Source organism: Elioraea sp., assembly GCF_022842375.1.
In the GTDB taxonomy this organism is placed as follows: Bacteria; Pseudomonadota; Alphaproteobacteria; order Acetobacterales; family Acetobacteraceae; genus Elioraea_A.
In genome coordinates, this window is record NZ_JALHPR010000004.1 from 157,744 (window position 1) to 170,666 (window position 12,923).

The following is a 12,923-nucleotide window of genomic DNA, read 5'->3' on the forward strand; positions in this document are numbered from 1 at the left end:
CTGGCGCCTATTCGGCCACCGCAAGCGTCACACGCGGCTCGGCCATGCGGGCCTGAGGCATCGGCGTCGCCCAGGCGGGGCACTGCATGTCGGCGAGCGTGATGTCAGTCAACGCCCGGCGGATCGCGCTGTTCACTGGGTCCCAACGCCCACGCACTGGGCAGCACGCCTCCGCCTCGCAACCGCCTGTCGCGCCGTCGACGCAAGCGGCGAGTGCGATGGGCCCTTCGATCGCCACGATCACGTCGGCGATCGGCGTCCGCGAGAGCGGCCTGGCGATCCTGTAGCCGCCCTGCGCGCCGCGCTGGCTCGTCACCAGACCGGCAGCGCCCAGCAGCTTCAACACCTTGGCGACCGTCGGCTCGGCGACGCCCGTGGCGGCGGCGAGGTCGGTCGCGCTGCGCTTGTCGACAGTCCCGTCACGCCCAAGTTCGCTGAGCACGACCACGGCGTAGTCGGACATCTTCGAGAGCCTGAACATCCTTAAGCCTCACGAAACCGGGGCCTCCCCAAGGCGGGGCTCAACAATCCGGACCGCGCTTGTCCTGTATCGGGAGATGCGCCCGAGGCAGGGTCATGTCAAGGCTCGCGGAACGGCCATGTGACGACAAATCCTGGCGTGGCGTGGCGCCGAGGGAGCGAATTCCGGCCCCGCCCGGGTTTCGCGGCGGCACGGACGCACCGATCATCAGATCGTGCTCATCTCAGCACCAACCAATGACGTGGGGGTCGCATGCGCCTGCTGCATACCGCTGACTGGCATCTCGGCCGCACCCTCTGCGGGCAGAGCTTCCAGGAGGAGCAGGAATGGCTGCTCTCCGGCCCGTTCCTCGACCTGGTGAAGGACACGCGCCCCGATGCCGTGATCATCGCGGGGGACGTCTATGACCGTGCCGTGCCACCGGCCGATGCGGTGGAACTGCTCGATGACGTTCTCGGCCGCATCGTGCGCGGCCTGCGCACCCCCGTCGTGATGATCGCCGGCAATCATGACGACCCCCGCCGCCTGTCCTTCGGCGCGGCGCTGCTCGCCGGTGCGGGCCTGCATGTCGCCCGCAGCGCGCTCGCCGAGGTGTTCCCCTTCGAGGACAGGCACGGGCCGGTCTCGATCGTCGCCGCGGGCTATGGTTCGCCCGCGCTCGTGTCGGAACTGCTCGGGGATGGGTCTGCGATCGGTGACCATGACAGCGCCTTTTCCGCCATCGCCGCGCGGGCGCGCGCCCTTATCCGCCCGCAATCACGCTCGGTCCTCGTCGCGCACGCCTTCGTCCAGGGCGGCCTGACCAGCGAGAGCGAGCGTGTGCTCCAGGTCGGCGGTTCCGGCGCCGTCTCGGCCGCGCATCTCGATGGGTTCCACTATGTCGCACTCGGCCATCTGCACCGCAGCCAGGCGATGGATGGCGGGCGCATCGCCTATTCCGGCTCCCCCCTTGCCTATTCGTTCTCGGAAGCGGGGGCCGGGAAATCCGTCAGCCTTGTCGCCATCGGCCGTGACGGTGCCGTCACGTCGGAGCCGATCGCGCTCGTCCCCCGCCGGCGGCTGCGCACGCTCCGCGGCACGCTCGATGACGTGCTCAGGACCGCCGATGGACCGGGGCGCGAGGACTGGTTGCAGGTGACGTTGACCGAACCTGCGTTCGGCGCGAAGCCCCTGCTCAACGAGCGCTACCCCTCCGTTCTCGATCTCCGGTTCGATATCGCACCATCGGCGGCAGGGCGGGAGCGACCGCAGCATGGCCTGGGCGCGGATCCGCTCGCGATGCTCGAGGCGTTCTGGGACAGGATCGGCGCGGGCCCCCTCGCGCCGGAGGAACGCGCCCTCGCCACGCGCGCAATCGCGGCAGCATCGCGCGACGAGGGTTGAGCGATGCGCCCCGAACGCCTCCACCTCTCCGCCTTCGGCGCCTATGCGGGCGAACAGGTGATCGATTTCTCTGCCCTCGGCGCGCACCGCATCTTCCTGATCCACGGGCCGACGGGGGCTGGCAAGACCACGCTGCTCGATGCCATCTGCTTCGCTCTCTTCGGCGAGAGCAGCGGCGATGAGCGTGGGGCGGCCGATCTCCGAAGCCATCACGCACCCGCAACGGTCTCGACCTTCGTCGACTTCGCCTTCGCCCTCGGGCCGGACCACTACCGCATCCGCCGCACCCCGGCGCAGACCGCGCTCGGCCGCGGTGGCCGCGAGGTGAAGCGCGCAGGTGACGTGACGCTGTGGCGCCGCGGCGAGGATGCCGCGGAGCGTGTGCTCGCCGAACAGGCCGCACCCGTGCGCGATGCGCTGGCGGAGCTGCTCGGCTACACGGCCGACGAGTTCCGCCAGGTGGTGCTGTTGCCGCAAGGCCGGTTCCGCGAGCTGCTGGTGGCGGACCGTGGCGCGCGCACGCAGATCCTCGCAACCCTGTTCCGCACCGCCCTTTATCGCCGCATCGAGAAACAGCTGCGCGAAATGGAGAAGATGGCGGAGGCGGAAGCCGCATCGGCCGAGGAGCATCGGCGCACGCTGCTGACGGAGGCAGGTGCTGAGACGATCGCGGCGGCTGAGGAGGCTGCGTCAGCGCTGACCGATGCAGCAATCAAAAGCGCGCGCGCCGCCGCCGAGGCGGCACGCGCGGCGGAAGCGGCGGAACACAACCTGGCCGCAGGCCGCGACGTTGCCCGCCTGCTCGGCGATGCCCGCGCAGCCGCGGAACGGCTCGCTGCGTGCGAACAGCACGGTGCGGCGGTCGAGGTCGATCGTGTCCGGCTCGAAGCGGCACGGCGTGCGCAGGACGTGGCGGCGGATGAGGCGCACCACGCCGCCGCCCTCGCGGAGGCAACACGCGCACGCGCCGCTGCCACCGAGGCCACGCACCGCGTGGCGGACGCCGAGAAGCTGTGCGAGACGGCAGCACGCGCCCTCGCAGACGAAGCTGCCCGCGCCAAGCGGGCGAACGAGGCAGCGGCGGAAGCGACGCGGCTCGAGGCGTTGCAGGGGCAGGCAGCAGGCCTTGCAACGGCTGCACGCGAGACCCACACCACCGCCGCTGCGCATGCGGTCGCCATGGCGCAGGCATCGCGCACCGAGGCGGATGCAGCCGCGACGGCAGCAACCGCGCGTGCGGCAGCCGATGCGCTCGCGTCGTCCGGCGCGCTCGCCGAGCGTGCGGCGGAGCGTGGTACCGCGCTGGTCTTCGCCCGATCGCTGGCCGAGGACGCACGCGCGCTTGCCGGTGCCCGCACCGCGGCGGAACAACAGGCCAGCGCGCATGAGAGAGCGATGGCGCGCTATGCTGCTGCGTCCGCCCGCCTCGATGAAGCGCGCGAGGCACGCATCGCCGCGGAGCGCGCCGCGTTGCAGGCAGGCGCAGCCGCGCTCGCCGCGGCGCTCGCCGAGGGTGAGGCCTGCCCCGTATGCGGCAGCCGTCATCACCCATCCCCCGCCCATCACGCAGGCGGGACGGGCGCTGACGTCACCGCCGCACGCGCGGCAGAGGATGACGCTGCGGTGGCCGCGCGCGAGGCCGAGACGCAACTGCTGCGCGCCGATGCCGCGCGTGACGCCGCCGCGCGTGAGCGTGACAGGCTCGAGGCCAGGCTCGCCGCCCACCCTGGAACACCCGATGCGGCGCTGCCCGCCGCAGAGGCAGCACTGGCGGAGGCGGAGGCGGCAGAGGCAGCGCTGCCCACGCTCACCGCGCGCGCGGCCAACGCAGTCACGGCCGCCGAGACGGCGGCTGCGGCAGCGCTGCATGCGCGTGATGCGCTACGCATGGCCGGCGAACGTCTCGCCGCGGCGGAAGCGACGCACGCCGCCCTGCTCGGCGCCGTGCCGGAGGAGGCACGCGATGCCGAAACACTCGCGGCGCGGATCGCCGACGCTGCGGCATCGGCGGAGGCCCTCCGCACCACGCTGGCGCACCAGCGCGATGCGAAGGCAGCAGCCGACGCTGCGCTCGTCGCAACTCGCGAGGGGGAGCAGCGCGCAGCAGCTGCGGTGACCGATGCCGATGCACGGGCAACCGACGCCGAGCGGCGCCTCGCCGACGCTGCGTCGCGCCTCGGCTTCGCTGGCATCGCCGCCTACCGTGCAGCGGTGCTCGCCCCCGCAACGATCGCGGCGCTGTCGGCCGCCATCCGCACCCATGACGCAACTCTTGCCGCGGCCCGCGAACAGGCGGCACGCGCGGCCGAGGCCGCCGCGGGGCTTGCAACGCCTGACCTCGCCGCACTCGCCACCGCTGCGGAGCAGCACCGCGCCGCGGCGCAGGAAGCCGGGCGCGAGGACGGCATGGCGCGCGAGCGTGCGGCGACAGCGACCTCGCGGCTCGTGCGCATCCATGCGGCGGAGGCGGGGTTTGCCGAGGCCCGCGCGCGGCACGCGACCGTCGCGAAGGTCTCCTCCCTCACGCGGGGCACGAACCGGTTCCGCATGTCGCTCGAGGATTTCGTACTCTCGAGCCTGCTCGACCAGGCGCTCGCTGCCGCCAACACGCATCTCGCACGCATGCTCGATGGCCGCTTCCGCCTGTTGCGCCGCGCGGAGCCTGAGCGTGCGAACGCTGCCATCGGCCTCGACATCGAGGTGTTCGACGAGTGGACGGGTCAGGCGCGGCCGGCCGGCACGCTCTCGGGTGGCGAGGGGTTCTGCGCGGCACTCGCCCTCGCGCTCGGCCTGTCCGAAACGGTGCAGGCGCATGCCGGGGCGCGGCGGATCGACGCGCTGCTGATCGACGAGGGGTTCGGCAGCCTCGACGAGGAGGCTCTCGACAAGGCGATGGACGTTCTCGCCGGCCTGCCTGGCGGGGACCGGCTCGTCGGGCTGATCAGCCATGTGGGGGAGCTGAAGGCGCGCATCCCAGCGCGGCTCGAGGTCACACCGGGCCTGCGCGGCAGCACGGCGCGCTTCGTCATCGGATGATCCCGCGCGACGGCCCCCTGGCCCTTTGCCGGGGGCGCCAACGGTTCTAGAACCATCCCGGCACGACAACACGGAAGGAACGGCAATGCTGCTCGCGGGCAAGGTGGCTGTGGTGACGGGCGCGGGCGGCGGCATCGGCCGCGAGGTTGCCACCGCCATGGCGAAGGCGGGGGCGAAGGTCGTCGTCAACGACATCGGCGCCTCGGTGACAGGGGCCGGAGGCGATGACACCCCTGGCCGCCAGACTGTTCAGCTGATCGAACAGGGAGGCGGCGAGGCGGTGCTCGACACCCACTCCGTCGCCGACTGGGACGGCGCGCAGGCAATCGTGCAGACAGCGCTTGAGCGTTTCGGGCGCATCGACGTCGTCGTCAACAATGCCGGCATCCTGCGCGACGTGATCTTCCACAAGATGAGCCCGGAGGACTGGCTCTCCGTCATCGGCGTTCACCTCAACGGCAGCTTCTTCGTCTCGCGCGCGGCAGCACCCCATTTCCGTGAGCAGGGCTCCGGCGCCTTCGTGCACATGACATCCACCTCCGGCCTCATCGGCAATGTCGGCCAGGCGAACTACTCCGCCGCCAAGCTCGGTATGACCGCGCTCTCGAAGTCGATCGCGCTCGACATGGTGCGGTTCGGCGTGCGCTCGAACTGCATCTCGCCCTTCGCGTGGAGCCGCATGATCGGCGCGATCCCGACCGACACGCCGGAACAGAAGGCGCGCGTGGCGAAGCTCCAGCAGATGACGCCCGACAAGATCGCTTCGATGGCAGTGTTCCTTGCCTCCGATGCGGCGAAGGACGTGACGGGCCAGATCTTCGCCGTGCGCAACAACGAGATCTTCCTGATGGGCCAGAGCCGACCCTTGCGCGGCCTGCAGCGCGAGGGCGGCTGGACGGCGGAGGCGATCGCCGAACACGCGATGCCGGCTCTGCGCGCGAGCTTCTACCCGCTCGACCGCTCGGCCGACGTGTTCTCGTGGGACCCCGTCTGAGATGCATTTCCGCCTGACCGAGGAGCAGCGCGCCTTCCAGGACAGCGTGCGCCGGTTCGCCGCCAACAACCTCGCCGCAAGTGCCGTGGCCCGCGCGCATGACGAGGGCTTCCCGTGGGACATCGCGAAGCTGATGGCCGCGAACGGCCTCTTCGCGATCATGCTGCCGGAAGAGGATGGCGGCCAGGGCGGGTCGCTGATGGATGCGGTGCTCGCGGCCGAGGCGGTGGCGGAGGTGTGCCCGCGCAGCGCCGATGTGCTCCAGGCCGGCAATTTCGGCGCGTTCCGAACGCTCGCCGAATACGCCACGCCTGAGCAGAAGGAACGCTGGTTCGCCCCCCTGCTCGCGGGCGAAGCGATCTGCGCCGTGGGCATGACCGAGCCCGAGGCAGGCTCGGCACTCACCGACCTGCGCTCGACCTGCACGGCCGACGGTAACGGCTGGCGCCTCAATGGCGGCAAGGTGTTCACTTCGAACAGCGATGATGCGTCAATCTTCCTGATCTATTGCCGTTTCGGCCCCGGCACGGAAGGCATCGGCAGCGTCATCCTCGAACGCGGGATGGACGGGTTCTCGATGGGCGAGGTGCGCCGCTACCTCAACGGCGAGACCTGGCGGCCGCTGCATTTCGACAACGTGTTCGTGCCACCAGGCAACGTGCTGCTGAAGGAGGGGGGGTTCCGCCGCCAGATCGCGGGGTTCAATGTCGAGCGCGTGGGCAACTCGGCGCGCTCGCGTGCCGTCGGTGAATGCGCGTTCCGGCTCGCGAAGGACCATGCCGAGACGCGCGTGCAGTTCGGCCGGAAGCTGATGGAGTTCCAGGGCCTGCAGTGGAAGTTCGCGGAGATGCGCATCGCGCTCGATGCCGCGCAGCTGCTGCTCTACCGCGCAGCGAGCAATGCTGGCTCTGGCCTGCCGGATGCGCAGGAGGTCGCAATCGCCAAGCATGCCTGCAACCAGGCAGGCTGGCTTGCGGTGAACGAGGCGATGCAGGTGATGGGCGGCACAGGGTATTCCAATGACGTTCTGCTCGAATACTGCCTCAGGAAGTCGCGCGGCTGGATGATCGCCGGCGGGTCGCTCGAGATGATGAAGAACCGCATCGCGGAGGGCATCTTCGGGCGAAGCTTCCCGCAGCGCCCGCCGCGCGCCCCATGACGCTGGCCGAGGCGATCTTTGCGCCACGGCGCATCGCACTCGTCGGTGCATCGGCCGATCCTGCGAAGCTGACAGCGCGCGCGCAGATCCACCTTCGCCGCCACGGCTTCGACGGTGCACTCTTCCCGGTGAACCCGAACGCCGGCGAGATCATGGGCGAGCGTGCCTATGCGTCCATCGCCGACATCCCCGGCCCCATCGACCACGCCTTCATCCTGCTCGGGCCAGACCGTGCGATCACGGCGGTCGAGGACTGTGCGGCGAAGGGCATCCCGGTCGCGACCGTGCTGGCCGATGGCTTTGCCGAGGCAGGGCCGGAGGGGGCGGCACGGCAGGAAAGGCTGCTCGCCGCCGCACGCGCCGGTGGCGTGCGGTTGATGGGGCCGAATTGCATCGGGGTGATCAACGTCGCCGCGCGCATCGCGCTGTCGGTCAACGCCGTGCTGGCGATGGAACCGCCGCTTCCGCCCGGCCGCACGGCCGTGCTCTCGCACTCGGGCAGCATGATCGGGGCGATGCTCTCGCGCGGCGCGGCGCGCGGGCTCGGCTATTCCGTGCTGGCAGCGACCGGCAACGAGGCCGATCTCGGTGTCGTGGAGCTTCTGGCGCTGCTCGCCGACGATGCGGGAACCGACACGATCCTGCTGTTCCTCGAAACGATCCGCGATCCGATCGGTCTTCGCGAGGCGGCAGCGAAAGCGCATGCGGCGGGCAAGGCCGTGCTCGCCTACAAGCTCGGCCGGTCCGACGCAGGTGCTGCGATGGCCGTCAGCCACACGGGCGCGGTGGCAGGCTCGGATGCCGCTGTCGATGCGCTGCTCGGCGTCTCGGGCATCGCGCGCCTCGACAGTTTCGAGGCGCTGATCGAGGCACCACCCCTGTTCGCCCATGCGCGGCCGATCGCCGGGCCGCGTCGTGCCGTGTCGGTGCTGACGACGACGGGCGGTGCCGCGGCACTTGTGGTCGATCGCCTCGGTTTGGCCGGCATCGCGGCCCCCGTGGTGCGCGACATGACGCTCGCCGGCACCGAGCCTGCCCGCATCGCGGCAGAGCTCGCCGCGATGGATGCGGATGCGGGCACCGATGCCGTGCTTGCCGTGATCGGCAGCTCGGCCCAGTTCAGGCCGGAGACGAGCGTCGCCGGTGTCGTTGCGGCAGCGGATCGGATGACGAAGCCCCTTGCCGTGTTCCTCGCCCCCGACGCGCCCGAAAGCACGCGCCACCTCGCCGCGCGCGGGATCGCCTGTTTCCGCACGCCTGAAGCCGCCGCCGATGCGATAAGGGCGCTTCTCGCCTGGCGCCCCCCCTCCCCCGCCATCGACGCGGGTGATGTGACGGTCGCTGCCGCCGCACTCGCCGCCGCGCGCGGCGCGGTGCTCGACGAAGCCGAGGCACGCGCGGTGTTCGCTGCCCTCGGCGTTCCGCTCGCACCCGCGCATCTCATCACGGACCTCGCCGGCCTCGCAGGCATTCCATGGGCGATCGAGTACCCCGTTGCGCTCAAAGCGGTCTCGGCCGCCCTGCCGCACAAGACGGACGCGGGCGGCGTCGTGCTGAATGTCCCTGATCGCGGCGCGCTCAGGCACGCGGCGCGTGACATGATTGCGCGGTTCCGCGACACGGCGCTTGCGGGGCTTCTGATCGCACCCATGCAGCGCGGGGTTGGCGAAGTGCTGCTCGGCTTCCGGCGTGATCCGCAGGCAGGGCCCGTCGTCGTGCTCGGCGCAGGCGGGGTGCTCGCGGAGCTCCTGCCGCCGCCAGTGGTCCGCGCGGCCCCCCTGTCGCGTGCGGAAGCCGAGGCGATGGTCGCGGGCGCACCCCTCGCGCAGCTGCACGGGTTCCGCGGGCGGCCGGCGGGAGACCTCGCAGCACTTGCAGACGCGGTCGTTGCGTTCTCGCGCATTGCTGCGCTGGCGAACGTTGCGGAAGCGGAAATCAACCCGCTTCTCGTCAAGCCCGCGGGCGAAGGCGTTGTCGCCCTCGATGCCCTGGTCGTGCGCGGCTAGCTCGCGGTGGCTTCGCGCCGCCGTGTTGCGAGCTGTGCGAGGATCACTGCACCGGCGAGACCGAAGCCAGCGAGGTCGGTGACGATGCCCGGTTTGATCAGACAGAACGCGGAGGCGATGAGCGCCACGCGCTGCCACGTCGTCGTCGCGGTGAACAGGAACCCGTGCAGACCCCCGGCGAGCAGCAGGCAGCCAGCCGTCGCCGTCACGCTCGCGTGCAGGACGGTGGGCCAGTCGCCGATCAGCAGCAGCGCAGGCTCGTACACGAACATGAACGGCACGATGAAGCCGGCAGCGCCGATCTTCACCGCGGCCCAGCCCGAGCTCCAGAGCTCGCTCTTGGCAAGCCCCGCGGCGGCGAACACCGCGAGCGCGACTGGCGGCGTGATGGCAGACAGGATCGCGAAGTAGAAGGCGAACATGTGCGCCGCAGGCTCGACCACCCCGAGCTTGATCAGCGCCGGCACGAGCAGCGACACCATGACGATGTAGGCCGGCGTCGTCGGCATGCCCATGCCGAGGATGATGCCGGCGATCATCGTCAGCACGAGCGCGACGATCAGGCTCTGCTGCGCCACGTTCACGACAACCTGCGTGAAGGTGATGCCGACGCCGGTGAGCGAGATGATGCCGATGACGATGCCGGCGCAGGCGCAGGCCATGGCGACGCCGAGAGCGCCCTTGGCGCCATCGAGCAGCGCTTCCCACACGGCGGTGAAGGAGACGTTGCCCCGCGAGCTTGCCCGCAGCATGGCGACCGGGAAACAGGCCAGCGTGCCGACGAGGGCGGCGAGCGGGGCCGAGTATCCGGCGAAGAGGCCGCCAAGGATCAGCAAGATCGGGATGAAGAGATGCCCGTTCGTCGTGATCGTATGCATGAACCGCGGCACTTCATGGTCGGGGAGGCCAGCCAGCCGCGCGCGCTTGGCCTCGAAATGCACCGCGGCGAAGGTGGCAGCGTAGTAGAGGATGGCCGGCAGCGCCGCCCACTGCACCACCTGCAGGTAGGCGACCCCCATGTACTCGGCCATCACGAAGGCGGCAGCACCCATGATCGGCGGCATGATCTGCCCGCCGGTCGACGCCACCGCCTCGACGCCCGCGGCGAAGGGCGCGCGGAAGCCGGTGCGCAGCATCAGCGGGATCGTCACCTGGCCGGTGACCATCACGTTCGCCACCGCCGAGCCCGAGACGGTACCGAACAGGCTCGAGGACAGCACCGCGACCTTGCCGGGCCCGCCGGTGGAGCGGCCGGTCAGGGAGAGCGCGAAATCCATGAACAGCTTGCCGGTGCCGGATCGTTCCATGAACGACCCGAACAGCACGAAGATGACGACGAAGCCGGCCGAGACGCCGAGCGTCGAGCCGAAGATGCCGTCCGTCGTCAGGTAGAGCTGGTCGAGGATGATCAGCGGCGTGACGGAGGTGAAGAAGAAGGCGTAAGCGAGGAACACCAGCGCCGTGACCGGCAGCGCCCAGCCGATCGCCCGGCGCGTCGCCTCGAGCACCGTCGCCACGCAGGCCCAGCCCATCAGCTCCTGCATCGGCGTCGGGTCGTCGATCATCGGGATCCTGTTCACGAGCTCCTGGTAGGTTGCGAACAGGTAGAGGATCGGCGCGCAGGCGACGACGAGGAGAACCCAGTCCTCGATCCCGGGATTGGTGCCGCCGCGCGACGTGCGCAGCGGCAAGGTGAGGAACACGAGCACGACCGCGAACAGCAGGTGCATGCCGCGGAAGATCACCGCCTCCGGCGGCGAGACGGCGATGGCCCACATGTGGAACAGGGCCATCGCCGCGGCCAGAAGCCCGGCCAGGAGGCCGATGGCGCGGCGGTAGGTCATGCGTTCTCTCCCGCCGCGCCCGTTGACGTGATCAGCCGCGCGCGCCCTGCTCGCGGTAGAAGCGCGCAGCACCCGGATGCAGCGGCACGCCGATGTCCTCTGCCGCCGCCGCTGGCGTCAGCCCCTGCAGCGCGCGGTTGATCGGCGTCAGCGCGTTCAGGTTGGCGAACATCAGCTGAACCATGCGGTAGATGCGCTCCTCCGGCTGGTCGCAGGCAGCGATCAGGTGCGCGGAGTAGACGATCTGCGGCACCGCCTCGGTCTGCTGCGGGTAGGTGTTGGCCGGAACGGGGCCGAGGTTGTAGCCGGCGTTGATCTTCTTCATCGCCTCCCCATAAGGCGTGAGGTCGACGAAGCGGATCTGCCGCGCGGACGCAAGGTCCATCACCGACGAGGCCGGGATGGTGGTGCCGAGGGTGAAGGCAACCGCGTGGCCGTCCTTCATGAGGCCGACGGCGTCGGTGTAGCTCGCCTGGAAGTTGGCGCGCACGTCGCTGTACTGCATGCCAGCGGCCTGCAGGATGTGGCGCGTCACCACCTCGGCCGTGTTGCCGCGCGGCTGGATCGCGATCGACTTGCCGCGCAGGTCCTCGATGCGGCGGATGTTCGCGTCGGCGAGGGTGACGACCTGGAAATACTGCGGATACAGGTTGCCGAGGTTGCAGACCTTGGTCACCTTGCGCGGGAACGGCTCAGCGCCGTTCAGCCCGTCCACCGTCGTGATCGAGTTGCCGAAGCCGATCTCGGCACGGCCCTCGTCGATGCCGCGCACGTTGGCGACACCGGCACCAGGCAGCGTCTGGATGGCCACGCCCGGGATGTTCTGTTCCCAGATGTTCTTCAGCGCGCCGGCGATCGGCACCCACACGCCGCCCTGCGGCCCCGTCATCATGCGGAGCGTCTGGGCCTCTGCGGTGGCAAGTGGCAGCGTGGCAATGGCGGCAGCAATGGCCGCGAGACGGAGTCCCGGCGTCATGAACGTTCTCCCCATCGATGACGGCATCACCCTGGTCTCAGGGTTTCCCGGCCGCCCGAGGCCGGCATTGAAAGGCGCGCCCCCTGCTTGGTCAACCCGTTCCGGAGAGGCGAGGCCTTGACGGTCAGGCCATCACGGCCTCTGCCTGCATGCAGGGATACCCGGCGGCGTCGCGCGTCTCGAGCGTGACCGCCCCCTCGCCCGCCACCGCGAGAACGGCGAACGGTGCCAGGTCGAACAGTGGGCGGAGGCCGCGGAACGAGAAGGACGCAATGCGCCGCCCTGGCGCGACCTGCTGGGCGAGGCCTGCCATCAGCGTCGCCTGCAGCGGCCCGTGCACGATCAGGCCCGGATAGCCCTCGACCTCCGTCACGTAGCTGCGATCGTAATGGATGCGATGCCCATTGGCAGTCAACGCGGAGTAGCGGAACAGCAACACCGGGTCGGGTACCACGTCGCGACGCGTGGCGGCAGCCTGGAGCGGTGGTGGGGGGGGCGCTGTCTTCACCGCTGCCCCTTCGAGGCCGCGGTAGACGATGTCGTGCTCCTCGGTGATCGCCACCCCGCGCGGGCCCTCGATCACGTGGCGGACGGTGACGAACACGAGCTGCCCCGTGCTGCCGGTCTTCTCGGACACCTTCGTGATGGTGCTGGTGCGGACGATGCGCTCGCCCGGGAACAACTGGCCCGGGAAGCCGAGCCTGCCGCCGGCGAACATCCGTCGCGGCAGGTCGTGCACCGGCGGCAGGAACCCGCCGCGCTTCGGATGCCCGTCAGGCCCGATGGCCGAGGCGGGAACCCAGGCCTGGAACTGCGTCCAATGCCAGAGGGGGGGAAGCGCCCCATCCGGGGCGCAGTCAGCCAGGGACCGGTCGAGTGTTGCCGCGAGTGCTGCCATGCGCCCGTGATCGACCGTGTCCTCTGCCGTTTCGCTGCGCCCGACCCAGGCATCCCACTCGCTCATTGACCGTTTCCCCCTTGCCGCGCCTGCCGAGTCTCGTGCCTGCGTAATGTGGAAATTGCTGGCCGGCCAGACCTCAGGTG

General features: G+C 70.3%; 9 protein-coding genes. 5 read left to right on the plus strand and 4 right to left on the minus strand.

The genetic code is table 11. The annotated features are described in order from the left end of the window. Positions 1 to 7: 7 nt before the first annotated feature. Positions 8 to 481, minus strand: a complete 474-nt coding sequence (locus Q0C38_RS05645; protein WP_291296086.1) for an SUF system Fe-S cluster assembly regulator — start codon at positions 479 to 481, stop codon at positions 8 to 10. Positions 482 to 733: 252 nt separating this feature from the next. Here Q0C38_RS05645 and Q0C38_RS05650 point away from each other — a divergent pair, with 252 nt between their 5' ends. From Q0C38_RS05650 to Q0C38_RS05670, 5 genes are all read left to right on the plus strand, one after another. Beyond that, positions 734 to 1,864: an exonuclease SbcCD subunit D C-terminal domain-containing protein gene (locus Q0C38_RS05650; RefSeq protein WP_291296087.1), complete on the plus strand. Its 1,131-nt coding sequence runs from the start codon at positions 734 to 736 to the stop codon at positions 1,862 to 1,864. Between the two features lie 3 nt (positions 1,865 to 1,867). After that, positions 1,868 to 4,900 (plus strand): AAA family ATPase, encoded by a 3,033-nt coding sequence (locus tag Q0C38_RS05655; RefSeq protein WP_291296088.1) that lies wholly within the window; start codon positions 1,868 to 1,870, stop codon positions 4,898 to 4,900. A gap of 85 nt (positions 4,901 to 4,985) precedes the next feature. After that, positions 4,986 to 5,894: an SDR family oxidoreductase gene (locus tag Q0C38_RS05660; RefSeq protein ID WP_291296089.1), complete on the plus strand. Its 909-nt coding sequence runs from the start codon at positions 4,986 to 4,988 to the stop codon at positions 5,892 to 5,894. Between the two features lies 1 nt (position 5,895). After that, positions 5,896 to 7,053: an acyl-CoA dehydrogenase family protein gene (locus tag Q0C38_RS05665; protein ID WP_291296090.1), complete on the plus strand. Its 1,158-nt coding sequence runs from the start codon at positions 5,896 to 5,898 to the stop codon at positions 7,051 to 7,053. Next, positions 7,050 to 9,059: an acetate--CoA ligase family protein gene (locus Q0C38_RS05670; protein ID WP_291296091.1), complete on the plus strand. Its 2,010-nt coding sequence runs from the start codon at positions 7,050 to 7,052 to the stop codon at positions 9,057 to 9,059. Before Q0C38_RS05665 ends, Q0C38_RS05670 begins: the two co-directional genes overlap by 4 nt. Here the strand turns inward: Q0C38_RS05670 and Q0C38_RS05675 are convergent. The 3 genes from Q0C38_RS05675 to Q0C38_RS05685 form a co-directional block, all read right to left on the minus strand. Beyond that, positions 9,056 to 10,903: a TRAP transporter permease gene (locus Q0C38_RS05675; protein WP_291296092.1), complete on the minus strand. Its 1,848-nt coding sequence runs from the start codon at positions 10,901 to 10,903 to the stop codon at positions 9,056 to 9,058. The genes Q0C38_RS05670 and Q0C38_RS05675 overlap by 4 nt on opposite strands. 31 nt (positions 10,904 to 10,934) lie before the next feature. Beyond that, entirely contained in the window at positions 10,935 to 11,879 is a 945-nt protein-coding gene (locus Q0C38_RS05680; RefSeq protein ID WP_291296093.1) for a TAXI family TRAP transporter solute-binding subunit, read from the minus strand. Positions 11,880 to 12,003: 124 nt separating this feature from the next. Beyond that, positions 12,004 to 12,843 (minus strand): MaoC family dehydratase N-terminal domain-containing protein, encoded by an 840-nt coding sequence (locus Q0C38_RS05685; RefSeq protein WP_291296094.1) that lies wholly within the window; start codon positions 12,841 to 12,843, stop codon positions 12,004 to 12,006. Between the last annotated feature and the right edge of the window lie 80 nt (positions 12,844 to 12,923).